Raw genomic sequence first — 22,208 nt, 5'->3', positions numbered from 1 at the left:
CACGGTTTTCTGCTAAAAAACGATGATTTCGTTTAGTTGTTTGGCAATGATTTTCAAGGTTTTTTGCGCGGCATGAAAATGTAAGCCCAACTTGATGAGGCTGGGCGCTTCCCATGGGTGGGTTGCCAAAAAACGCAAGAGTTTGCTGGTTTCTACCTGCCCCTGGCCATTTAAGGCTTGAGTAACCGCTTGGGGTAGGCTCATGCTTACCGGATCGGCAATCGTACGAATTGCTAAGCAAGGTAAGTTTGATTGCTCGGCAATTTTGGCCATGGCGCAGCTTTCCATGTCCAAGGCAATCGCACCGGTTTGTCGGTATAGTTTGTGCTTATCGCTACTGTTGCTGACGATATGGCTGCTTTCAGCCAACTTACCATTGGAAATCGGAAACTGCTTATCCAGCAACTCATGCAGACGCTTACGCCAGCGCGGATCGGTATCGAACACCTGTTGTTGCTCCGATAACAACTGCTCGGCCAGCATCAGATCGCCCGGTTTCAATTGTGGCGACAATGCGGCTGCGCAGCCCCAACTGATCAGTTTTTTAGCGCCTTTGGCGATTAACAGGCGCGTGGCCCGCTCCGCATTGACCGGTCCGGCGCCGGCAAATGCCAGGAGAATGTTGTCGGCGATTCTGACGCAATCACCCTGAACCAACTTTAGGCGGGTCAGGGTGGAGAGCTCTTCCGGTAAGGCAACAAGAATTCCTATGGTCACTGTTTGGCTAATTCGTTACGGTATCTAGCCAATGCCCATAATGGGAAGAACTTGTCATAGCCGTGATACTTCAAATAAAACACCTTTGGAAAGCCCGGTGCGGTAAAGCAGGGGTCATTCCAAACCCCGTCCGCCTGCTGGCTGCGCAGCAAGAAGTCGATGCCGGCTTTGACTTCCTGGCTGTGGACTTCGCCGGCAGCGATCAAGCCCAACACGGCCCAAGCGGTTTGGAAGGCGGTGCTGAAATGGTAGCGGCCGCGAAATTTCTTATCGTCGTGATAACTCAAGTTGTCTTCACCCCAGCCGCCGTCTTCGCGTTGGACGCTTTTCAGCCACGCCGCAGCTTTGGTGTACATCGGGTCGGTTTTCGGTACATCGGTTTGTTCCAGGCCCAGCAAGGCCGACCAGGTGCCGTAAATATAATTGGTGCCCCAGCGGCCGAACCACGAACCGTCGGCTTCTTGATCGCCGCGGATGTATTCGATAGTGCGTTTCAGGGCTGGTAAATATTCGTCGTGATCCTTCGCCACTCGGGCCATCAGCATCGCGCAGCGGGCGCTGACGTCGACAGTCGGTGGGTCGAGCAGGGCGCCGTGGTCGGCGAATGGAATTTCGTTCAGATAGTAATAGGTGTTGTCGACATCGAACGCGCCGTAGCCGCCGTTTTGCGATTGCATACCGACAATCCAGCGTGTCGCTCTGTGAATGGACTCGTCCAATTCAGGCAGATTGGAGTCTGCCATCGCAAAGCCCACTACTGCTGTGTCGTCGACATCCGGGTAATGCGGGTTGGCGAATTGAAACGCCCAGCCGCCACCAGCCAGATTAGGGCGGCGAACGCGCCAATCGCCCGGTTCGTCAGACAGTTGTACGCTCTTGAGCCATTCGTAAGCTTTGCTTAGCTGCGGCGCGTTAGCGGTTTTGTCGGATTCCTGCAGAGCCAATGCCGCCAATGCCGTATCCCAAACTGGCGATAAGCAGGGTTGGCAATAGGCGTAGTCATCTTTGATAACCAGCAGTTTATCGATTGATTGGCGAGCGATCACCACGTTGGGGTGGTCGGCTGGAAAGCCTAGTAACAACATGGCTTGGTAGGCGTTAACCATGGCGGGGAATATGCCGCCCAAACCATCCTCGCCATTCAGGCGTTCGGTAAACCAATCAACGGCTTTTTGAATGGCGTGTTCGCGCATGCGTTGTGGAATCAACGGCTCGGTGACGCGGCCCAGTTTATCCAGGCCTAGGAAGAACTTATTCAGTAAAGTCCGTTCTGGAAAGTAATGTTTTTCCTCGTCCGGATGAACGACAAACAATTCCAAGACGTTGACCTTGTGCGGATTTTTGGCTTTAGCCTTTAGGGTGCACATGATGAACAGCGGTACCATCACGGTGCGCGACCAATAGGATACTTTGTCCAGATGAAACGGAAACCAGCTGGGTAGCAGCATAATTTCCACAGGAATATACGGCACCCCGCGCCAGGGTAATTGTTCGAATATCGCCAGTGCGATTCGGGTGAAGACGTTGGCGCGCGCCGCACCGCCTTGGCTGAGTATCCAGTCGCGTAATTTGACCATATGCGTCGCATCGATGGCGTCGCCGGCCATTTTTAAGGCGTAATAAGCTTTGACGCTACCGCTGATGTCGCCGGGGCCGCCGGTAAATAGCGGATAGCTGCCGTCTTCGGCCTGGCGGCTGCGCAGGTAAACGGCCATTTTGCGCTGCAATTCTTCATCGATGTCGTCCAGGTAGTGCATCATCATGATGTATTCGGACGGGATAGTGCAGTCGGCTTCCAGCTCAAATACCCAATAACCTTCCGGGCTTTGCAGGCTAAGTAATTTTTCCTGGGCGCGTGCGATAGCGGCATTCAGTAAGCCAAGGCCGCTTTTACTGCTGCTGGTATTGTTCGTGTCGTGGCTGCTGGTATCTATATGGGCTTCAGTAAACATAGTGATTCCTTATTGTCCAGTGTGCGATATAGGTGAATAGTGCCAATCCGGCGATTTCAAATTACGGCTGGTCAGGTTAAACAGTAGGGATAGCAGCAAATTGCTGCGCACGGTCAATTTGGTCGCGACAATAGTGGCTTTCACACTATTACGGCTGATTTTGACCTGATTCGATTCGTTGAAATTAAGGTTTGCCTTGATTTTCTTCAAGGTCAGTACGGCCATGCCCAGCGCCCAAAGGCAAAAGTTGCGGATGCCGGTTTCGTGGCTGGGCAGGAGCTGGGTGTAAGTTAATGCATTTTGCAAGTGCCCGTGAGCGATAGCCACCAGATGGCTCAGGCCGAGGCGGAAACGCTCGTCGTCGGTTTCCGGCGTCAGCTCGGCCAGATTGAAGCCGGTTTCGGTGAAAATGTCTTGCGGTAACCAGCATACGCCGCGTTTGGCGTCGTCCCAAATATCTTTCAGGATATTGGTCATTTGCAGACCTTGACCAAAGGAGACTGAGAGTCTTAATAGTTCTTCGCGATGTGCGGCGATTTCCGGGGAATAATGGCAGAACAATTTTGCCAGCATCTCACCGACGCAGCCGGCTACGTAGTAGCAGTAGTCGTCCATGTCTTTCAGGGTTTTCAAGCCGGCATGTAAATCCAACGCCTGATAGACCAGCATGCCGTTCGCCATGGTTTCCACGCAACACGCCAGGGCTTCTATTTGCGGAGCGTCCAGTGAGCGGGTTATGGCAATCACGCGAGGCACCAGCTGGATCAGGCTATGTTCGGCCGGAATGGTTTGCTCCGAGAGCAGTGGAGCCAGCTCGGCGCTGAATACATCTGCGTTATTGCCGGTCTTGACTATGTCTATAAAAGCGCTGCAAAAGTATTTCTTTTGTTCGGCGCTAAGGGATATTTCGTCTTCTATGGTGTCGACAATCCGGCATAGCAAATAAGCATTCGCCACAGCCGGATACAGTTCATCCGGGAGTTGCGGGATAGTTAGCGCAAACGTGCGCGACACGCCTTCAAGCAAGGTGGCTTGCAGTTCGGCGTCGGTTAGTTGTCTGAGCAACTCCGGATTATTGATTAGTGTTTGAGATCCGTTCATCTGTATCAAGGCTAACTATTAGTTGCCCAAATGATAGACTGTTTGTTGGTGTTTTGCAAAGTGATGTTGCTTTATGGCAAATTTGTCGAAATGGTGCTGGCAAAAGCAATATATGAGTTCATGTTTCTGATCTTTGTTGTTGTTTTAGAAAAATAATTATGGTTTTTTAGGGGTTAGGCTTTTTTGTGGTTGCTAAGCGGCTTTGTGTGGCTTTCAGGAAATGTGCGCATGTTCTTGTTGTTTTTTGCGTATTTTATCTGGAGTATGTTGTTGGAAAGTGGTATTCTGACCACATCTAATTGTGCGCCTCGAGCCTAATTGATGGTCTAAATTGGCCGCAGCAGGTGTCACTTCTAAGATGGTTATCGGTTTGCGGCTGTTGTTTTTTTGTAACAGCTGTGGTCGCTGGATGTCGTGATAGTTTTTGGAGAATAATGCTGTGAGTGTTCCTTTACGTCAGCAATTGGCTGTAGGTAGTTATCTGATCAAGCAAAAGATCAAAGGTGTAAAAAAGTATCCTTTGGTTTTGATGCTGGAGCCCCTGTTCAGATGCAATTTAGCATGCGCGGGCTGCGGTAAAATCGATTATCCCGATGATATTCTCGACAAGCGGCTTTCTGTTGAGGAGTGTTTGGCTGCGGTTGATGAATGCGGCGCACCGATGGTGTCCATTCCAGGCGGCGAACCCTTGATTCATAAAGAAATGCCGCAGATTGTGGCCGGTATCGTTGCTAGAAAGAAGTTTGTTTATCTTTGCACCAATGCCTTGCTGTTAAGAAAACGAATTAACGATTACACGCCATCGCCTTATTTGACCTTTTCCGTGCATCTGGATGGTTTAAAAGAGCGGCATGATACTTCCGTTTGCCAGGAAGGCGTTTTCGACATCGCTGTCGAAGCGATCAAATTAGCCTTGAGTAAAGGTTTCAGGGTTACCGTCAACTGCACCCTGTTCCAAGGTGAAACCCCGGAAGAAGTGGCGGAGTTTTTGGATTACGCGATGGAGTTGGGTGTAGAGGGCGTCACTATTGCGCCTGGATTCAGCTACGAGCGCGCGCCTAAGCAGGACGTGTTTATTAAAGGCCTTGACGTTAAAAACCTGTTTCGCGGTATTTTCAAAATCGGCAAGAACCGTAAGTGGAAATTGAACCATTCGTCGCTGTATTTGGATTATCTGGCCGGCAATCAGAATTACGACTGTACGCCATGGGGTAATCCAACGCGCAACGTATTCGGCTGGCAAAAACCTTGCTATTTGTTGGCTGACGAAGGTAATGCCAATTCTTTTCAAGAGTTGCTGAATGACACGCCTTGGGACAAATACGGTACAGTGAAAAATCCTAAATGCGCTAATTGCATGGCGCATTGCGGCTACGAAGCAACAGCGGTTGAGGATACCTTGGCGCATCCATTGAAAGCATTGTGGGCGGCGGTGCGCGGTCCCAAAACTTCAGGTGAAATGGTTGCCGAAAAGCAGCCTGAGTTTGTTGCTTCTTTCAAAAAATCGGCAATTTCCGAGATTCCGGTAAAAGTAGAGTCTTAAGACTAACCCAGGAAGTCATCCTCATTAACAGGTTTTTATAACGATTATGTTTAAAAAATTGTATTTCGGTCTTAGTTTGCTAGTGCTTGTCTGCCTGTCGTCCTTGGCTAATGCTGAAGAGATTTCTGCTCGTCAGGTTGTCGAAGAGTTTCAAAATCAGCTGCTGAGCGTAATGAAGGCGGGCAAAGAGCTTGGCTTTCAAGGGCGCTACGACAAGCTGGATGTGGCGGTAAAAAAGAGCCATGATTTGCCTAAAATCGCCAGAATCGTGGTGGGCAAGCAATGGGAAGAGTTGACAACGGAGCAGCAGAATAAACTGGAAAGCGTATTCAGCAAGCTTAGTGTGTCGGCATATGCTCATAACTTTAAAGACTATTCGGGCGAATCGTTTACCTTTGCTTCTGAAGAGGAGACCGGTAGGGGGGGCGTGGTGATTCATACCAACTTGCATATTCCCGGCGAAAAGGATGTCAAGTTCGATTATATGATGAAGAAAAAAGACGATGGCTGGCAAATTATCAATATAATAGCCGATGGCGTCAGTGATTTGGCATTGAAAAGATCGGATTACACTAGTGTATTAAGCCGTGATGGCTTTGATGCCTTGATCGTTAAAATCACTGAGAAAATTGAAAGTTACGCAAAGCAATAAGTTTGTTAGGAATCGTCAGTAATGTATAGCCCTCGTTATCAAGGCAGCAGCCAGGCATCCCTGTTTTGGGTGGTGTTATTTTCAAGCGCATTATCGGTAACCGGGTGTGCTACCACGGATAAGCATCCGGTCGATGCTAACAGAGCGTCTAAAGCTAAGTCAGACGCAGCGGATCCTTACGAGGGTTTCAATCGCTCCATGTACGGTTTTAACATGGGCTTGGATAAGCATTTGCTGAAGCCCATCGCTAATGGGTATAAGACTGTAACGCCCAATTTCATGCAAACTGGAGTTAGCAATTTTTTTACCAATCTTAAAGGTATCAATGTTGTTTTGAACGATGTTCTGCAAGGTAAGTTTGAACAAGGGGCTTCCGATACTGGGCGGTTCCTGACCAATTCCACGGTGGGTCTGCTCGGCTTGTTTGATGTGGCCAGCGATCTAGGCTTGCAAAATAATGTTGAGGATTTTGGGCAAACGCTCGCGGTCTGGGGAGTCGATCAGGGCCCTTATTTGGTGCTGCCGGTTTTGGGGCCGACTACTGTGCGTGACGGCGCGGCAATTGTGGTGGATAAAGCCGCCAATCCAGGAACTTACGTGCCGGGTACCGGCATTGTAGAAGGGATTAACGATAGGGCGAATGCCGAAGGCGCGTTGAATTTTATCGACGAAGCAGCCTTGGATCCTTATGTGTTTACCCGTGAGTCATTTTTGCAATATCGCAAGAACTTGATTAATGACGGCAAGAGTAATTCGACTGACTATGATCTCGATATAGATGCGGATGTTGATGTTGGCGAAATTTCTTCAGCAAAGCCTAAAGAAACTAGTGCGACGCAAAAACCAAAAGCCGATACAGCCAAAAAACTACCCGGTCACGTGCAAAATGGCATTGAGGTAGTTCCTGGCAACATAAAGCCCAGTGGTGCGGCGTTCGATAGCATGTCCAAATCGTTCGATAATGCTGCTTTGGAATTTGAAAAAGCCTCGGACAAAATGGACCAAATGAGTAAAAAAAAAAGACCGCTTAATCGCCGTTAAATTTGTTTGAAGAGACGCAGGGAGGCGTCTCTGTAGTATTTCTCAGTAATGTAGCAAGGCATGCACTTCGTAGTTACCCAGTTTTTCCCGCCCTTGTAAGAAGTCCAGTTCCACCACAAAAGCACAGGCTACCACGGTAGCGCCCAGCTTTTCGATCAGTTCGCAACTAGCCTTGGCGGTCCCGCCAGTGGCCAATAGATCGTCGATCAACAACACTTTGTCGTTACTGTCCACTGCATCGATATGCACTTCCAGTTCAGCCGAGCCGTATTCCAGGTCGTAAGAAACGCTTTGTACACCATAAGGTAGTTTGCCGGGTTTGCGGAGTGGGATAAACGGAATGCCCAGTTCCCATGCCACCAGCGAACCGAAAATAAAGCCGCGTGCTTCCATGCCGGCCACTGCGGTGATGTCGCGGCCTAAGAAAGGATGTAGCAGTTGATGGACCGCTAGACGTAATGTGGCGGGGTCTTTGACCAGCGGTGTTATATCTTTGAAGATAATGCCGGGTTTTGGAAAATCCGGAATATCCCGAATCTTGTTTCTCAATCTATCCATTTCTGTCCTCCAGATTTACGCACACACCGCCTGAATCTTAGCCAAGATACCCTTAGTATCCAGGCCGCATAATGCCAGCAACTCCTCGCGACTACCTTGCTCGACGAAGCGATCCGGCAGGCCGATGTTCAACACCGGCATCAGAATGTTTTGCGCCTGCAAGAACTCGTTCACCGCACTGCCGGCACCGCCGGCAATCACGTTCTCTTCAACCGTGACGATCACATCGTGACTTTTCGCCAACTCCAAAATCAAGGCTTCATCCAGCGGTTTCACAAAGCGCATATTCGCCACCGTGGCGCCCAGTTGTTTGCCGGCTTCCACCGACGGTGTCACCATACTGCCCCAGGCCAGAATCGCAATCCGGCTGCCTTGATGGCGGATTTCGCCTTTGCCAATGGGGAGTTCGGTCAAGGCCTTGTCAACCGTGGCCCCCGGCCCCTTGCCGCGCGGATAGCGCACCGAGGCCGGACCATGGTGTTTGAAACCGGTGGTCAGCATCTGCCGGCACTCGTTCTCGTCGGCGGGTGCCATCACCAGCATATTCGGAATACAGCGCATATAACTGTAATCAAACGCCCCCGCGTGGGTTGGGCCGTCCGGTCCCACCAAGCCCGCTCGATCTAGAGCAAACAACACATCCAGATTCTGCAAAGCCACATCATGAATCAACTGATCGTAAGCCCGTTGCAAAAAGGTCGAATAAATCGCCACCACCGGCTTGGCCCCCTGACAAGCTTGACCAGCCGCCAAGGTCACCGCGTGCTGCTCGGCAATCGCTACATCGAAATAGCGTTTCGGAAACTGCTGGGAAAACGCCACCAAGCCCGACCCTTCGCGCATCGCCGGGGTAATCCCCAGCAGCCGCTCATCCTGTTTGGCCATATCGCACAGCCAAGTCCCGAATACTTCTGTATAGGTCGGATGCGGCGACGGTGCGGCTTTGGGTAAATAATCCTTGCTCGGATCGAAAGCCGGCACCCCGTGATAGGCCAAGGGATCTTTCTCCGCCGGTGCATAGCCTTTGCCTTTCTTGGTGACCACATGCAAAAACACCGGCCCGGATAAATCCTTCAACTTTTCTAAAGTCGAAACCAGCATCTCCACATCGTGGCCGTCGATCGGCCCGAAATAATTAAAGCCCAACTCCTCGAACAGCGTGCCCGGCACAATCATGCCCTTCACATGCTCTTCCGTCTTCCGGGCCAGTTCCCACACCGACGGCATACTGGCTAAAGCCTTCTTACTTTCTTCCCGTACCGACGAATAAAACTTGCTCGACAACACCTTGGTCAGATAATTATTCATCGCGCCTACTGGGGGCGAAATCGACATATCGTTATCGTTCAGAATCACCAACAGATTGGCATTGACATCGCCGGCATGATTCATCGCTTCATAGGCCATGCCGCCGGTGATCGAACCGTCACCGATGATCGCCACCATCTTCTTATCTTCCCCGCGCAACTGCGAGGCAATCGCCATGCCCAGCGCCGCGCTGATCGACGTTGACGAATGACCGACCCCAAACGCATCGTACTCGCTCTCCGTCCGGCACGGAAACGCCGACACCCCGCCCAAGGTGCGAATCGTCGGCATCCGCTCTTTCCGCCCCGTCAAAATCTTATGCGGATAAGCCTGATGTCCCACATCCCACACCAACTGATCCGAAGGCGTATCGAACACATAATGCAGCGCCACCGTCAGCTCCACCGTGCCCAGGCCTGCCGAGAAATGGCCGCCGGAGATACTGACGGTATGGGTCAGATAGCGACGCAACTCATCGGCCAGCGGCTCCAGTTGTTCAGGCTTCAGGGCCCGAACGTCGGCGGGGGTCTGGATGGTATTGAGGAGCGGGAAATCAGAGGCTGTCATGGGTTAAAAAATTCCTTTATATGTTTGCGCCACAATATTCCGCGCCAGCCCAGTAGACGCAAGCGGAAAACCGGAAGGATTTTGGCGCAAGAAGTATAAATCGTGCAGTTCGCTACGCTTAGTGCGTACGTTCGATGATATACAGCGACAAATCGCGTAACAAATCCGCTTCGCTGCCAAAGCCGGCTAGGCTGGCGACGGCTTGTTCATGCAGCTCCTGAGCTTTTTCCTTGGCGCCGGCCATTCCCAGTAGTGCCGGGTAAGTCGGTTTGTCGTTATCGACATCTTTCCCTTGGGTTTTACCCAGTGTAGCGGTATCGCTTTCTACATCCAGAATGTCGTCTTTGACTTGGAAGGACAGGCCTATGCATTTGGCGTAGTGATCCAGTTTTTTAGCGACTTCGGCATCGAGATCCGGTTTGGATAGCGAAGCCAGATTGACGCTGGCGCGAATCAACGCGCCGGTCTTGTGGATGTGCATGTTTTCCAGTTCCGGCAGAGTCAGCTTGCGGCCGACAGAGCCCAAGTCGATGGCTTGGCCGCCAACCATGCCTTGCGAGCCGCTGGCGCGGGTCAATGCCGCGATCATTTTGACTCGGGCTTCCGCGCCGGCTTGAATGGCTGGGTCGTTGGCTAATATGTCAAAAGCCAGTGCTTGCAATGCATCGCCTGCCAAAATCGCCGTCGCTTCGTCGTAAGCCTTATGGCAGGTCGGTTTGCCGCGGCGTAAGTCGTCGTTGTCCATCGCCGGCAAATCGTCATGAATTAAGGAGTAAACATGGATAAATTCCACCGCACAAGCCTGAGCGTCCAGCAGGTCTTCACTCAAGCCCAAGGCTTGGCCGGTGGCATAAGTCAGTAATGGGCGAGTGCGTTTGCCGCCGTCCAGTACGCTGTAACGCATGGCTTGATGCAAGGTTTGCGGCAGAATGTTCTCGCCGGGTAGCCGGGCGTCCAACGCCCGTTCGACGCGGTTCTGGCAGGCGGAAAGGTAGGCTTTTAAGTTACTCATCGGTGAATGGCTCCAAAGTTTGCTGGCCGTTTTTTTCTAATAAAATTTGGACTTTCTGCTCGGCGTCTTGCAGTGCTTGCTGGCAGGTACGAGTTAGTCTGATGCCGCGTTCGAAGGATTTTAAGGATTCTTCCAGGGAAATATCGCCGCGTTCCATCAGCTCGACCAATTTCTCCAGTTCTTCCATCGCTTCCTCAAATTGGGATGCGCTTTTACGTCTCGACATATTATAAAGTGGCTTGCGGTGCTCAAAAAATGACCAAGCATTATAGTATGAATTGCTCTGCCATTGAGTTTGGATTGCATCTGTTGTTTTCGATTTAGTGGCAGCAATTCGGTTCGTTCAGTTGTTCGCTAACACTGAGGCGTCAGCGGCTGCAGTTACAGTGACATTTTTGAGGTTGCCCAGGTTTGCCTGGATTCCAAGGCTCCAGCTTCCCGAGCCATTCACGTGCTCCGAACCTAAACACTCAGCGGGGGGCATCCGAAATGTCACGTTGCAATTATCCCTATCCCGTTTCCGCCGGAACCGCTCTCCGCTTACGCCATTATGCGATAGCTATTACGCCGCTCGGTACGAACCGTTCGCAAGCCAGACCAATTAACCTTTCGAAGTTTTACGATATTTCGTGCAAAAAACGATATGCCGTGGGCGATAGGCTGTATTAGCGGTCCTGTTTGTCGATGGCGGTTTAAAAATAATTGTTTTTATTCAATGATTTATTTTGTTGTTACTTGGGTTTTTGGAAAGTGGCATTCCATTTGCCATTACAAGTCGAAGTTCATCGATTTTTACGACAGATTGTTTAAACATCGGATCGGTGGCTTTCTTCTAAACCAAATTATCGAACCGTTCGGCCGCCGTTTAGGCGCACCGAATCAAACTTTTTGAGGATATATCATGAAAACAACCAGCCGTTTTATCAGCGTTTTATTCGGTGCAGTCGTGGTCTCGTCAGCCAGCGGCGGAGCCGTTGAGAATGTCATAGACAATTCCGCCCCGTTGGTCTATTACGAATTCAGCGCCGGAGGAGTCACCACTTATTTCACCGATTGCAAAGGCATGGGTTCGCAGAACGAAGTGGAGCAAACCAGGGTTAGTGCGCGGGGAGAGAACCTTACAGTTAAGATACCCGGACGCTTATCGGCTAAAAATATTACCTGCAGTAAAGGTTTGACCAAGTCGATGGATCTCTGGACTTGGCGACAACAGTTTGTCAGCGGTAGGTCAGGCCGGTCGCGGGTCGATGCGACGCTGATAGCCTATGACCAGGCGATGACGCCCATCGCGGAGTGGAGCTTCAATGGCTTGTGGCCTGCTGCTATCGATTTCAACGAAACAACGCCCGGCAAAGAAACCATTGTGTTCGCCGTCGACCAAGTTCTACGTATGCGCTGATCGAAACCGGGGCTGGCGCCAAACAGTTGGCTTGTCGTCAAAAATCGGTGGCGGCGCCCTGGAAAACGCCGTGGGTCCGGCTTTTCCTGCACTTAGATAATTTCAGATGGCGCTTGCGGAAGTTGGGACATGGTGAGCCCGGGGATGAAGACCGGCTTTCCGGAGCCTCCCTGGCGCGCGTTGCTGACATATAATGGTCAGCCGACACTCTGTTATTACCTATTACGAGACATCATGACCCAAGAATATAACGCGGCCGCTATAGAAGTACTGAGCGGCCTGGACCCGGTGCGCAAGCGCCCCGGTATGTATACCGATACCACCCGCCCCAACCATTTGGTGCAGGAAGTGGTGGACAACAGCGTGGACGAAGCCTTGGCCGGCCACGCCGATACCATCAATGTTGTACTGTATAAAGACGGCTCGGTGCGGGTGGATGATAACGGCCGGGGCATGCCGGTGGACATACATCCCGAGCAGGGCATCCCTGGTGTGGAAGTGATCCTGACGCAGTTGCATGCCGGCGGTAAATTCTCCAACAAAAACTATCAATTTTCCGGTGGTCTGCACGGTGTCGGCGTGTCGGTAGTGAATGCCCTGTCGGAAAAACTGCTGGTGGAGATTAAGCGTGGCGGCGGTGTCTATCAAATGGAATTTGCCGGCGGCGACAAGGTTGGCGAATTACAGCAGAGCGGTACGGTCGGTAAAAACAACACCGGTACTAGCGTGCATTTTTGGCCGGATGGCAAATATTTCGATTCCAATCGGGTATCTGTCAGCAAGCTCAAACATGTGTTGCGAGCCAAGGCGGTACTGTGTCCGGGCTTGAAAATTACTTTAAACTCCGAACTCAGCGATGAGCAGTTCGAATGGTGTTATCAAAACGGCTTGCAGGAATATCTGCTGGATAGGGTGGGCGATGCCGAAATTTTTCCGCAGCCGCCGTTCATGGCCAACATGGCGGCCAGCAACGAAGCGGTGGAATGGGGCATAGTCTGGACGCCGGACAGTTTGCCGGAAACCATCGCCGAAAGTTATGTGAATCTGGTGCCGACTGCCCAAGGCGGTACTCATGTCAACGGCTTACGCGCCGGCTTGACCGAAGCGATGCGCGAATTTCTGGATTTTCGCAATCTATTGCCGCGCGGCGTGAAAATCGCCCCGGAAGATGTCTGGGAAAGCTGCCATTTTGTATTGTCGGTAAAACTGGAAGATCCTCAATTTTCCGGGCAAACCAAGGAAAGGCTAAGCTCGCGCGAATGCGTGACCTTTGTATCCGGCGTCGCCAAAGATACGTTCAGCCTGTGGCTGAATCAGCATCCGCAGGAAGGCGAAAAGATCGCTGAAATCATCCTGGCCAGTGCCCAAAAACGGCTGCGCGCCGGCAAGAAAATCGTCCGCAAAAAAATCACCAGCGGCCCGGCTTTGCCCGGCAAGTTGGCGGATTGTTCCGGTCAGGATCTGAGCCGGACAGAGCTGTTCCTGGTCGAGGGCGATTCGGCCGGTGGCTCGGCCAAGCAGGCGCGGGACCGCGAATTCCAGGCCATCATGCCGTTGCGCGGTAAAATTCTGAATACTTGGGAAGTTGATTCCGGCGAGGTGATGGCTTCGCAGGAGGTACACGACATCGCGGTGGCGCTGGGTATAGAGCCGGACAGCAACGACCTGCAAAATCTGCGTTACGGCAAAATCTGCATCCTGGCCGATGCCGATTCCGACGGCAACCACATCGCGACTTTGATTTGCGCGTTGTTTTACCAGCATTTCAATGCCTTGGTCAGGGCAGGGCATGTGTTCGTGGCGATGCCGCCGTTGTACCGAATCGACGTCGGCAAGAAGGTGTTTTATGCACTGGACGAGTCGGAACGCTTGGGCGTGTTGGCGCGCATCGAAGCCGAAAAACTCACCGGCAAGATCAACATCCAGCGCTTTAAAGGTTTGGGAGAGATGAATCCCTCGCAATTGCGGGAAACAACGATGAATCCGGACACGCGCCGTTTGGTGCAATTGACCATCGCGGAAAATGACGATACCCGCGAACAGATGGATCTATTATTGGCGAAGAAGCGTGCCGGCGATAGGAAAAGCTGGCTGGAAGATCGGGGCAACTTAGCGCAAATATAAGCGACACTCTGGCCGGGGTTAGAGGGCTCCGGCTGGCTTGACCGTCAAATATCCATCAACAGCATTGGGATGCCGTAGGTCAGTATGAAGTAACTAAATGCGTAAACTACGCTGACGCTGGTTGGGTAACTGAAGAAAGCCCGAAAGATATAGCTGACGATGGAGATATACCAAATCACCAGAAACACCGCGATGCCGATGCCAATTTCTTCGCGGTAGATATGGTGTTGCAATACCAGCCAATAGTCGAGCGCTTCGGCTGCGACAGCCAAAGTCATGATGAAATTCTCGCAGACGAAAATCGAGGTATACAGCTGATTAAAACAGCCCCATTTTTTTTCTATTAGCAATAAGATCGCCACCGAGCCGAAAGCCATTGTGGTGCGACCTAAAACTTCCAAGGTGCCGTCCGCCGGATCGGAGATCAAGCCTTCAACGATCATCCCGGAAATCAGATAGAACGCCACGTTTTTCCACATAAACGAGTTGGGCGGGACTAACTCGGACGGGTTGTTCAGAAACCAGCAAGAGGATAGATACTTCAGGAGTAAATTCATAATCGACACTTATATTCGATAAAAGCAGGTTTTATCGAATTGAAAAAACCGTCCATTATAGACGGGTGGCAGCATAACGGGGTTTTGACTTCGTTTTAGGTGCGTATTTGGAGTATATGGTGCCGCCGTTTAAGGCGATGCAGCCTGCGGTTTTACCGATTCGTTTGTATAATAGCCCTTCATTTCTCCGCGTGTGGCTAGCAAGTGCCAACGCTCACACCCAATCAAACTCCGGAATCTTCATGATCGAACTAGGCAAATTCAACATTTTAACCGTCGTCAGCCAGCGTGATAATCAGTATGGTCTGGATGGTGGGGAGCTTGGCGAGATTGGCTTGGCGGACAAAGATGCCGCGGATAATCTAAAGGTTGGCGATACCGTAAACGCCTTTGTCTACATTGACGGCAAGAATCAAACCATCGCTACCTTGCAAACTCCGCTTGCGCAAGTCGATCAGGTGGTCTGGTTGAAATGCGTGTCTCTCAGCCATGCCGGTGCGTTTTTGGGGTGGGGATTGCCAAAGGATTTGTTGCTGCCGTTCAGCGAACAGAAGGGGAAAGTCGTCGAAGGCCGTTCTTATCTGGTGCGTCTGTTTTTAGACGAAAACAACCGCATCGCCGCCACGATGATGCTGGATGATTTTATTCAGGATCAGGCGTTTTATTACAAAGACGGCCAGGCGGTGCAACTCATTATCGCCGACGAAACCGACTTGGGCTTTAAAGCGGTGGTGGATAATCAATATTGGGGCGTGTTGTATAAATGCGAGACTTTTCAGCCCTTGCAAAAAGGCCAGTCATTGACCGGCTATATCAAAAAAGTCCGCCCCGACAATAAGCTGGATTTGGTCCTGAGCCAGGAAAAATACGGCCAGAAAGTCGATGGCACGTCTGAGAAGATTTTGACGATACTGGCAAAGCGCGGCGGTTATGTGGCGCTAACCGACAAAAGTGCGCCTGAGATTATTTACGATACCTTCGGCGTCAGCAAAAAAGTCTTCAAGCAGGCGATTGGCGGCTTGTATAAGCAGCGGCGGATCGTCATCGAAGAAACCGGTATCCGTTTGGTCGAACAAGCTTAAAGCAAATGGAGAGACGCAATAGTTTGCGTCTCTCCCGAGGATCAGCTTTAGAGACTAAGGCCGATATTGCGAGAACACGTAATCGGTTTTTTGCTCGGAGGCATGGCAGGCAAAGCACGAAGTGCCGCCGTCTTTCACTAGCCGCTCGGTTTTACTGTTGCCGGCAAAGCCTTCAAAGCCCCAGCCGCCGGTTGCAGCAAATTTTTTCGCGTCTTTTAACATCACGCCCACCAGCTTGCGTTCGCCTTCCTGAATGGTTTTATCCTTTTCCTGATATTGCAGTAAGTCGAACACCAGCACCGAGCCGTCTGCGTATTTACCGGTTTTCAAACCCGCTTCCGCTTGTTTATTGGCGTAGACATGATGCAGGCCTTGAAACGGATTTTCCAGGGCGTGGCCGGGTTGAATCAGCATGCTTTTGGCGTGCAGCCAATTGCGATAGCCCTCCGGAAACGGTACGGCCTGATCTGCGGCGAACGCGGTAACGGCAACTGTGCTTAGCAGGCCCGCCATCAGTAACGAAATGCTTTTTTTCATGATCGTATCCCCCATAAAAGTAAATGCATACATAATTTCGAATCGAAACTACATGGCCTTTTTAAGTGGATTTGCGGATTTTGTCAAACAAATAGTGATGCGCTATTAGTTTGTGTGGCGCGGCTGGACATTAGGTCCGGTGTTAAGCGGTAATGGCGGTTAAGACGACAGCAGGGGCGGGAAAGACGGCGTGGTGTTGGGCTGCAAAAGGCTCGCAGCCCAAGCGACTCGATAATTAAATCTTGCCGTCCAATCCCATCTGAAAATACTTGTGGGTGATTTTTTCCTGATTTTCCAGCAACCAATCAATGTCCGGCGTGTTGGTCATGGCTTTATGAATAGCTTTGGCCATGGCCTCGCGGTGGATGTTGAACAAAATTTGATGATCCAAATTATCGTCCTTAATCACGCTGGGGTTCAGCCACACCGAGCAAATAATGCCCAGATCGTTGGCTTTTTCTTTGGGAATATCACCCGCGCGCACCGCATCCAATACGCCATTGGCAATCGCCGCCTGCACGGTGCCCATCAAAATATTGGTGTAACGGCTATTTTTAACTGTCACCTTGCTGACCATCAGCGTGACCGGGCGCACCTGAATATCGGTATTTAAAATCGCGAATACTCGGGTGTGGCCTTGCACTTGATCGCCGGTTAAAGTGGCAATCGCGGTGCCGACCGGTCCGTCCAGTTCGCCGATGATGATTTCCGGTTCTGCCGCCGTACCGGCCGGGCCGCCCGCTACCAAGGCTTCGCCGGTGCGCATAATGATTCTTTCGCTCATGTGGGTCTCCAAATGTATGTTGAGGTTAGTAATTTTCCTGGGAGGGGGCTAAGCGTCACCGCTGAACACCATCGCCCCATATTCTTCCGGCGTAATGATCCCGCCCAAACTTGCGGCAACGTGACTATCGCCAGCCGGCAACACATCCTGCACCGCATCAATACGCTTCCATTGCGGTAACGGCGTGTCTTGATGGGCTTGCGGCACGTATTTCGAGCTGGCAAGCCGGCTCATGCGGTGGATATAACGCGGACAGTTGATGAATATCTCGCTAATCGCCACCCGCACGATCAACTCCGCGCCCGGATATTCGGTCAGCAACGGATCGTTGGCTTCAATGCGGGCATCGCCATGTACCCGAATTCGATGCGGTGTTTCAAAATCGATGAACAACATGCCGATTTTCGAGTTGCCGGTGATATTGCCCATCGACAAAAACATGCCGTTGCCGTCGTAACTGGGGAAGGCCAGTTCTCGTGGATTAACCACTTTCACCAAGCCGGGATTGCCGCCCTTGTAAGAGCAAGTCGGATAACCGCGTTGGTCGATAGTCGTCAGAAAGAAAAAATCCCGGCTCTCGATAAATGGTTGATGCTGCTCACCAATTTGCTGTTCCACGATCATTTGTTCCAGACGGTCCGCGAGCTTGACGGTGTCGTGTTGAGATTGCAATTGGCGGTGCTGCGGGCTGTAAAAGTCGCTCATGGGCGATGCTCCTTGATGGGGTGTGCGGCGATTCTAACAGGAATGCTGGCTAGTCAGGTTTTACGGTTGCATGAAACAGAACGCCGGGTTGGATTGCTAAGAGGAGCGTGGGAACGATAAAAAACGCCTTATTTTCTCAGCCAGTTGAACGCCGCGCTTAATTGGCGCTTGGCGTCGTTTTCGATGATTCGGTCGTGAGCCAGCACAATCCGCTCAACATCCAGTGCCAGCAGCGCATCCACCGTGCGTGCCAAAGCAGCTTTATCTTTAACCAGCAGTTTCATGGTTCGCGACATTGCCAGTTGATCGTAGACGCCGAGCAGCCTCGCTACCACGCGCGCCAATCCGAAGTGTTCAGCGCCGAAGCAAAATAGCAGGTCGGTAAGAATCAAAGTACCGGTTGCGCTGTGAAACCAAGCCGTCTCGTTAATGATGGGCAGGCCTTCCACAAATACGGGGATTAACTCGGTCGTCCAGGCCGGCTTTTCCAATGGTGGCAGCACCGGGTAAGCGCTGAGGTCCGGCCGCTTTTCTGCTAACCCTGGCGCGATATAGCCTTCGGCATTCGGGAACGCCTTTATGAATGGCGTAAAAAACAGGTGGTGGCTCTTGTTCGGTGCAAGCACATAACGCACCGGGCCGATTTCGGCAATTTCAGCGACCAGTTGGGCCGACGGTTCGATCGGCGAATGTACCCAAACCAAGCCGTCCCGCAGTTTGATGAAAGTGGCTCTGGTGCTTAGATTTAACGGACCGAATTTAATGGCTTGCTGTGCATACCAGATTTGGCCGGAAACGAGAGTTTTTAGGAGCACTTGGTCTTGGGGCTAAGTAAAACTGGATATGCTAAAAGACGAAAAGTACGGTGTCAAAGCCTTGAATGGACAAGAAGATTAAGTCCGCGTGGGCACAAAAACCGTGCCCACCCAGCTGGTTTTACAGTTGGATGACGCAGAGCGTATGAACGATAAATTAAAGTTAAGTTAGTCTATTCAAGAAAGTAGCTTCAAAAGCATGACCACGGTGAATACCAAATTAACCCCGATTGTCCACTTGAGCGTCTTAAACTCCTGTTCCATGTACATTTGATATTTCAGCATCTGTTTCTGTACAAAATGAAGACGATTTTCCTGGCTGTGCTGTTGGATGGCTTCCACAGCTTTGATTGCTTTACACTCGCTGACGCCAGCATTTTTAAGCAGTTCGTAGACTTCTGTGGCGATCTTTGACATGTTTTAACTCCGAAATCGTGCAGGGTTTTCTCCCGTATGCCGCGCCGAGTACCGGAGCTTTCGCCGGGGGCAGCCCGAAGGGGCGATGCAGGGATGCATCGCGTTGCCGAAAGGGGCAGGAAGCCCCTTTCGGCAACCCCCGGCGAAAGCGAGGAACGCAGGGGATAAGCGGCATCCGGGCCGCCTTTTCTTTGGATACTTTCTTTTGGCGGAGCAAAAGAAAGTATCTCGGTTGTCGGTCCGAGAACCGACATTAAAATATCCGTCGCGATAGCGACACAAATCCCAATCCTCTGCGTGGGCACAAAAAGCCGTGCCCACTCTACGAAACTATTCTCTCGCAAAACTATCGGGTTCAAGATAGTTTTAAGTGGTGGTTCAGCCACCGTGTTTTTCTTCTAACGCAGACATAAAGTTAAAAAACCGTTCGATTAACCAAGTAACGTCCTCACGGAGTTCTTCCCATATATCGTCTGGAATATTGAGGTCAGAGGGGCTCTTCGGATGCATAAGAAGATGTCGCTTTTCAAGTATGCGTTGAGCGCGAGGCCATTCAGGTCCGCCAAAGTTTGGCGTGGACTGCAATTCAAAGAGTTTGTATGCTGCGCGAAGAGTGAGTCTTATTCGATCATTTGCATCGAAGATACGCTCAGAGCGAATGACTTTCTCTTCTTTTTGACTGATGTCAGGTGCAATGCATTCGAAACTAATTGAGCACATTTCGCGAAGACAATGTGCGTAGCCCTCAATGAGCGATGCACTGACGCGAATGTAGTTGCGGCGCCAATGCTGAGCGTCAGATTCGCTATTACCTAAGGCCAGTAGATCTTCATTCAAAATAGCAGTCAACGCGAGGTAGTTTTCGAACGCAGCGTCCATCCGTTCCTGAGGGGAGAGTTGTATTTCCATGACCTACTTCTTAACATTCCCCCCATGCAACCCACATTCCTTCTTGGCCGCATCCTCCCACCACCAACGCCCGGCGCGCTCGTGCTGGTTCGGCAGCACCGGCCGGGTGCACGGCTCGCAGCCGATGCTGATATAGCCGTGCTGGTGTAGTTCATTAAACGGCACCTGATAGGCTTCAATGTAATCCCAAACTTGCGCGGATGACCAGTTCAGTAGCGGGTTGAATTTGACTAAATGCTTGCCGGAGCCGGAGAAGCCGGCGTCCAGTTGCACTTCCGGGATGTCGCCGCGGGTGTCCAGGCTTTGGTCTTTGCGTTGGCCGGTGATCCAGGCGTCCAGCGTCGCCAGCTTGCGTTTTAAAGGCTCAACCTTGCGGATGCCGCAGCATTGTTGGTGACCGTCTTCGTAGAAACTGAACAGGCCTTTTTCTTTGACAAAGGCGTCCAACTGTTCTCGATCAGGGCTCAAAATCTCGATGCTAATCCCGTAATGCTTACGCACTTGTTCGATAAAGCGGTAGGTTTCCGGATGCAGGCGGCCGGTGTCCAGCGAGAATACTTGAATGTCTTTTCTGATTTGCAAGGCCATGTCGATCAGCACCACGTCTTCCGCACCACTGAAGGAGATGGCAATGTTATCGAAATGGGCTAGCGCGGCTTTTAAGATGGTGCGCGGATTTTTGCCTTGCAACTCGGTTTGGGCGGTGATTAAGTCGAATTCAGTCATGGATTTAGCTCTGGGCAAAGTAACGGGATAAATACTCGTCAAAGTCCAACTTGTCGTTGGCTTCGATGTCGGCTTGTTTTTGTAACGATGCGGCAGCCATGTCTTCGAACTGCCGTTGCGTTTCATCGTCCAGCGGTTCGGCGTTGAAATAATGTTTATGCAAGGCCGAGGTGTTGCTGGCGAAGCAGCCAAACTCCTGGCCGTTTTCGCGCATGCAAGCCAGGATGCGGGCAGACGGGGTCAAGGCCGGGTTGTCCACGACCGCCAACTGGTGTTGCAAAGCCAATTGATACGGGCGATCCAAACTGCCTCTGTCCAGCACCGCGCAGATCGGTTGCATGGCATACAAGATGCTGTGCGCCCATTGCTGTAAGGTGACGGTGTCGCCGCCTCGATTTAACTGCAAACCGGGGCGCCGGCCTTGATTGGCGACTAGCAATTGGTTGCTGTTGTTAACCTGGAATTCGTCCGGGCCTTGCGGGGGGCTGTCCTGCAATAAACAATACAGTAAGAAGGCCTCGATAAAGCGGGCGGTACTCTCGTCTATGCCGATAGGATTCAGCAGATTCAAATCCAGCGAGCGCATTTCTACATACAGCACGCCGCGCCGTTTAAGGGCCAGCGTCGGTTTTTCGCCAGATTTGGCGATTTGTTTGGGGCGCATGGTGCTGTAAAACTCGTTTTCGATTTGCAGGATGTTGGCGTTCAGCTGTTGATACTCGCCGTCCACTTTCACGCCAATGGCTTCGTAGTCTGGATAAGGGGTGTTGATGGCTGCGCTCAGGCTGTCCACGTAGCCGTCCAGCGAGTTGTAATCGATCTTCAAACCCGCCTGGTTCTTACTCTTGTAACCGATGTCGCTCATGCGCAGCGAGGTCGCATAGGGGTGGAACACGGTGTGCTCGTCAAACTCCTTGAATTGCTCCATCAATTGCGGGCGGCTTTTGAAAAAAGTTTTGCAAATCGCCGGCGAGGCGCCGAACAGATACAAAATCAACCAGCCTTGGCGGTGGAAGTTACGGATCAAACCGAAATAAGCGTTGGAGATAAAGTCTTCCAGGCCTACCGTGCAGCCGCTTTGCTGGTACAGCGCCGGCCACAACGCTTCCGGCACCGAATAATTGAAATGGATGCCGGCGATGGCTTGCATGGTGCGGCCGTAACGGTGCCACAAACCTTTACGGTAAACGTGCTTCATCTTGCCAATGTTGGACGTGCCATATTCGGCGATGGGTATGCTCAAGTCGCCGTCGATACCGCAGGGCATGCTGGTGGCCAGCAGCATTTCCTCGCCTAGATGCGGATAGACAAACTGGTGGAGCTGGTGCATGTAATCAAGGGTTTGGCGGATGTCGGCAAACGGCGGGGTGATAAATTCCAGTAGCGCTTCCGAATAATCGGTGGTGATGTAAGGGTGGGTCAATGCCGAACCCAGCGCCGTGGGGTGAGGCGTTTGCGCTATCTCGCCATGCTCGGTGATGCGCAGGCTTTCTTTCTCGATGCCTTTCAGGCCTTGCTTTAACAGGTATTGTTGATCGTTATCGATCAGATATTTAAGACGGTCGGGTAAACGGCAGTAAGTAATGAGCATAGAAAATTAGGCGCCTTCCGCGGCTTGGTTAAGCGCGGCATTATATAGGGTGGATTTTGAATTGTTGAAATCGGCGTGCTGTAAAGTGAATCAAGGAGATTGGGGATGTGC

The 22,208-nt window shown here is 51.5% G+C and carries 22 protein-coding genes; 6 read left to right on the top strand and 16 right to left on the bottom strand.

Features of this window, described 5'->3' with window-relative positions; all coding sequences use genetic code 11:
• Positions 1-12: 12 nt before the first annotated feature.
• Genes DDY07_RS14735 through DDY07_RS14725 form a run of 3 tightly spaced genes read right to left on the bottom strand, consistent with a single transcriptional unit; the run spans position 13 to position 3,770 of the window.
• Positions 13-717, bottom strand: a complete 705-nt coding sequence (locus DDY07_RS14735) for a phosphorylase (protein ID WP_033159607.1) — start codon at positions 715-717, stop codon at positions 13-15.
• Positions 714-2,669: a squalene--hopene cyclase gene (shc, locus tag DDY07_RS14730; RefSeq protein WP_171696416.1), complete on the bottom strand. Its 1,956-nt coding sequence runs from the start codon at positions 2,667-2,669 to the stop codon at positions 714-716. The genes DDY07_RS14735 and shc overlap by 4 nt, the downstream gene beginning before the upstream one ends.
• Positions 2,670-2,678: 9 nt before the next feature.
• The gene (locus DDY07_RS14725) at positions 2,679-3,770 is read right to left on the bottom strand and encodes a phytoene/squalene synthase family protein (protein WP_171696415.1); all 1,092 of its coding nucleotides are present in this window, start codon (positions 3,768-3,770) and stop codon (positions 2,679-2,681) included.
• A gap of 439 nt (positions 3,771-4,209) precedes the next feature.
• Here DDY07_RS14725 and hpnH point away from each other — a divergent pair, with 439 nt between their 5' ends.
• Genes hpnH through DDY07_RS14710 form a run of 3 tightly spaced genes read left to right on the top strand, consistent with a single transcriptional unit; the run spans position 4,210 to position 7,006 of the window.
• The gene (gene hpnH, locus DDY07_RS14720) at positions 4,210-5,313 is read left to right on the top strand and encodes an adenosyl-hopene transferase HpnH (RefSeq protein ID WP_171696414.1); all 1,104 of its coding nucleotides are present in this window, start codon (positions 4,210-4,212) and stop codon (positions 5,311-5,313) included.
• 46 nt (positions 5,314-5,359) lie between these two features.
• A complete protein-coding gene (locus tag DDY07_RS14715) occupies positions 5,360-5,965 on the top strand; it encodes an ABC transporter substrate-binding protein (protein ID WP_171696413.1) in 606 nt (201 codons plus the stop codon).
• 21 nt (positions 5,966-5,986) lie between these two features.
• Positions 5,987-7,006: a VacJ family lipoprotein gene (locus DDY07_RS14710; RefSeq protein ID WP_171696412.1), complete on the top strand. Its 1,020-nt coding sequence runs from the start codon at positions 5,987-5,989 to the stop codon at positions 7,004-7,006.
• A 42-nt stretch (positions 7,007-7,048) separates the two neighbouring features.
• Here the strand turns inward: DDY07_RS14710 and DDY07_RS14705 are convergent, their stop codons facing one another.
• The 4 genes from DDY07_RS14705 to DDY07_RS14690 all read right to left on the bottom strand — a co-directional run bounded on the left by DDY07_RS14705 (position 7,049) and on the right by DDY07_RS14690 (position 10,677).
• Positions 7,049-7,564: an adenine phosphoribosyltransferase gene (locus DDY07_RS14705; RefSeq protein WP_171696411.1), complete on the bottom strand. Its 516-nt coding sequence runs from the start codon at positions 7,562-7,564 to the stop codon at positions 7,049-7,051.
• A 15-nt stretch (positions 7,565-7,579) separates the two neighbouring features.
• Positions 7,580-9,439: a 1-deoxy-D-xylulose-5-phosphate synthase gene (dxs, locus tag DDY07_RS14700; RefSeq protein WP_171696410.1), complete on the bottom strand. Its 1,860-nt coding sequence runs from the start codon at positions 9,437-9,439 to the stop codon at positions 7,580-7,582.
• Positions 9,440-9,557: 118 nt separating this feature from the next.
• Entirely contained in the window at positions 9,558-10,451 is an 894-nt protein-coding gene (gene ispA, locus DDY07_RS14695; RefSeq protein ID WP_171696409.1) for a (2E,6E)-farnesyl diphosphate synthase, read from the bottom strand.
• Positions 10,444-10,677, bottom strand: a complete 234-nt coding sequence (locus DDY07_RS14690) for an exodeoxyribonuclease VII small subunit (protein WP_171696408.1) — start codon at positions 10,675-10,677, stop codon at positions 10,444-10,446. The genes ispA and DDY07_RS14690 overlap by 8 nt, the downstream gene beginning before the upstream one ends.
• 675 nt (positions 10,678-11,352) lie before the next feature.
• Between DDY07_RS14690 and DDY07_RS14685 the strand changes: the two genes are divergently transcribed.
• Positions 11,353-11,850, top strand: a complete 498-nt coding sequence (locus DDY07_RS14685) for a phage tail protein (RefSeq protein ID WP_171696407.1) — start codon at positions 11,353-11,355, stop codon at positions 11,848-11,850.
• Between the two features lie 234 nt (positions 11,851-12,084).
• Entirely contained in the window at positions 12,085-13,974 is a 1,890-nt protein-coding gene (parE, locus tag DDY07_RS14680; protein ID WP_171696406.1) for a DNA topoisomerase IV subunit B, read from the top strand.
• A gap of 44 nt (positions 13,975-14,018) precedes the next feature.
• On the opposite strand, the gene DDY07_RS14675 is transcribed toward parE, so the two are convergent.
• Complete coding sequence (locus tag DDY07_RS14675) at positions 14,019-14,531, bottom strand: hypothetical protein (protein WP_253734495.1); 513 nt, start codon at positions 14,529-14,531, stop codon at positions 14,019-14,021.
• Positions 14,532-14,773: 242 nt separating this feature from the next.
• Between DDY07_RS14675 and DDY07_RS14670 the strand changes: the two genes are divergently transcribed.
• Positions 14,774-15,613 (top strand): S1 RNA-binding domain-containing protein, encoded by an 840-nt coding sequence (locus tag DDY07_RS14670; protein ID WP_171696405.1) that lies wholly within the window; start codon positions 14,774-14,776, stop codon positions 15,611-15,613.
• A gap of 54 nt (positions 15,614-15,667) precedes the next feature.
• Here the strand turns inward: DDY07_RS14670 and DDY07_RS14665 are convergent, their stop codons facing one another.
• The 8 genes from DDY07_RS14665 to gshA form a co-directional block, all read right to left on the bottom strand.
• A complete protein-coding gene (locus tag DDY07_RS14665; RefSeq protein ID WP_171696404.1) occupies positions 15,668-16,150 on the bottom strand; it encodes a cytochrome P460 family protein in 483 nt (160 codons plus the stop codon).
• Positions 16,151-16,385: 235 nt separating this feature from the next.
• Positions 16,386-16,934 carry a formaldehyde-activating enzyme gene (gene fae / locus DDY07_RS14660; protein ID WP_020484951.1) on the bottom strand — a complete coding sequence of 183 codons (549 nt, stop codon included), beginning with the start codon at positions 16,932-16,934 and terminating at the stop codon, positions 16,386-16,388.
• A 48-nt stretch (positions 16,935-16,982) separates the two neighbouring features.
• On the bottom strand, positions 16,983-17,639 hold the full coding sequence (locus DDY07_RS14655) for a pyridoxamine 5'-phosphate oxidase family protein (protein ID WP_171696403.1): 657 nt from the start codon (positions 17,637-17,639) through the stop codon (positions 16,983-16,985).
• A gap of 128 nt (positions 17,640-17,767) precedes the next feature.
• The gene (locus tag DDY07_RS14650) at positions 17,768-18,454 is read right to left on the bottom strand and encodes a DUF4336 domain-containing protein (RefSeq protein WP_171696402.1); all 687 of its coding nucleotides are present in this window, start codon (positions 18,452-18,454) and stop codon (positions 17,768-17,770) included.
• A 177-nt stretch (positions 18,455-18,631) separates the two neighbouring features.
• Positions 18,632-18,871 (bottom strand): hypothetical protein, encoded by a 240-nt coding sequence (locus DDY07_RS14645; RefSeq protein WP_171696401.1) that lies wholly within the window; start codon positions 18,869-18,871, stop codon positions 18,632-18,634.
• A gap of 378 nt (positions 18,872-19,249) precedes the next feature.
• A complete protein-coding gene (locus DDY07_RS14640; protein WP_171696400.1) occupies positions 19,250-19,780 on the bottom strand; it encodes a hypothetical protein in 531 nt (176 codons plus the stop codon).
• Between the two features lie 3 nt (positions 19,781-19,783).
• Entirely contained in the window at positions 19,784-20,506 is a 723-nt protein-coding gene (locus DDY07_RS14635) for a phosphoadenylyl-sulfate reductase (protein WP_171696399.1), read from the bottom strand.
• Between the two features lie 4 nt (positions 20,507-20,510).
• Positions 20,511-22,097: a glutamate--cysteine ligase gene (gene gshA, locus DDY07_RS14630; protein ID WP_171696398.1), complete on the bottom strand. Its 1,587-nt coding sequence runs from the start codon at positions 22,095-22,097 to the stop codon at positions 20,511-20,513.
• Positions 22,098-22,208 lie beyond the last annotated feature (111 nt).

Source organism: Methylomonas sp. ZR1 (genome assembly GCF_013141865.1).
Taxonomy (GTDB): domain Bacteria; phylum Pseudomonadota; class Gammaproteobacteria; order Methylococcales; family Methylomonadaceae; genus Methylomonas.
Note: the sequence above shows the minus strand (reverse complement) of the source record. Positions and strands in the feature narration are given on the sequence as shown.

Excerpts from the sequence above, each read along its gene's own strand:
- gshA (WP_171696398.1), bottom strand. The coding sequence starts at position 22,097 with ATGCTCATTACTTACTGCCGTTTACCCGACCGTCTTAAATATCTGATC.
- DDY07_RS14665 (WP_171696404.1), bottom strand. The coding sequence starts at position 16,150 with ATGAAAAAAAGCATTTCGTTACTGATGGCGGGCCTGCTAAGCACAGTT.
- DDY07_RS14705 (WP_171696411.1), bottom strand. The coding sequence starts at position 7,564 with ATGGATAGATTGAGAAACAAGATTCGGGATATTCCGGATTTTCCAAAA.
- DDY07_RS14715 (WP_171696413.1), top strand. The coding sequence starts at position 5,360 with ATGTTTAAAAAATTGTATTTCGGTCTTAGTTTGCTAGTGCTTGTCTGC.
- DDY07_RS14725 (WP_171696415.1), bottom strand. The coding sequence starts at position 3,770 with ATGAACGGATCTCAAACACTAATCAATAATCCGGAGTTGCTCAGACAA.
- DDY07_RS14635 (WP_171696399.1), bottom strand. The coding sequence starts at position 20,506 with ATGACTGAATTCGACTTAATCACCGCCCAAACCGAGTTGCAAGGCAAA.
- DDY07_RS14685 (WP_171696407.1), top strand. The coding sequence starts at position 11,353 with ATGAAAACAACCAGCCGTTTTATCAGCGTTTTATTCGGTGCAGTCGTG.
- DDY07_RS14670 (WP_171696405.1), top strand. The coding sequence starts at position 14,774 with ATGATCGAACTAGGCAAATTCAACATTTTAACCGTCGTCAGCCAGCGT.
- parE (WP_171696406.1), top strand. The coding sequence starts at position 12,085 with ATGACCCAAGAATATAACGCGGCCGCTATAGAAGTACTGAGCGGCCTG.
- fae (WP_020484951.1), bottom strand. The coding sequence starts at position 16,934 with ATGAGCGAAAGAATCATTATGCGCACCGGCGAAGCCTTGGTAGCGGGC.
- shc (WP_171696416.1), bottom strand. The coding sequence starts at position 2,669 with ATGTTTACTGAAGCCCATATAGATACCAGCAGCCACGACACGAACAAT.
- dxs (WP_171696410.1), bottom strand. The coding sequence starts at position 9,439 with ATGACAGCCTCTGATTTCCCGCTCCTCAATACCATCCAGACCCCCGCC.
- DDY07_RS14655 (WP_171696403.1), bottom strand. The coding sequence starts at position 17,639 with ATGAGCGACTTTTACAGCCCGCAGCACCGCCAATTGCAATCTCAACAC.
- DDY07_RS14675 (WP_253734495.1), bottom strand. The coding sequence starts at position 14,531 with ATGAATTTACTCCTGAAGTATCTATCCTCTTGCTGGTTTCTGAACAAC.
- DDY07_RS14690 (WP_171696408.1), bottom strand. The coding sequence starts at position 10,677 with ATGTCGAGACGTAAAAGCGCATCCCAATTTGAGGAAGCGATGGAAGAA.
- DDY07_RS14710 (WP_171696412.1), top strand. The coding sequence starts at position 5,987 with ATGTATAGCCCTCGTTATCAAGGCAGCAGCCAGGCATCCCTGTTTTGG.
- DDY07_RS14645 (WP_171696401.1), bottom strand. The coding sequence starts at position 18,871 with ATGTCAAAGATCGCCACAGAAGTCTACGAACTGCTTAAAAATGCTGGC.
- ispA (WP_171696409.1), bottom strand. The coding sequence starts at position 10,451 with ATGAGTAACTTAAAAGCCTACCTTTCCGCCTGCCAGAACCGCGTCGAA.
- DDY07_RS14640 (WP_171696400.1), bottom strand. The coding sequence starts at position 19,780 with ATGGAAATACAACTCTCCCCTCAGGAACGGATGGACGCTGCGTTCGAA.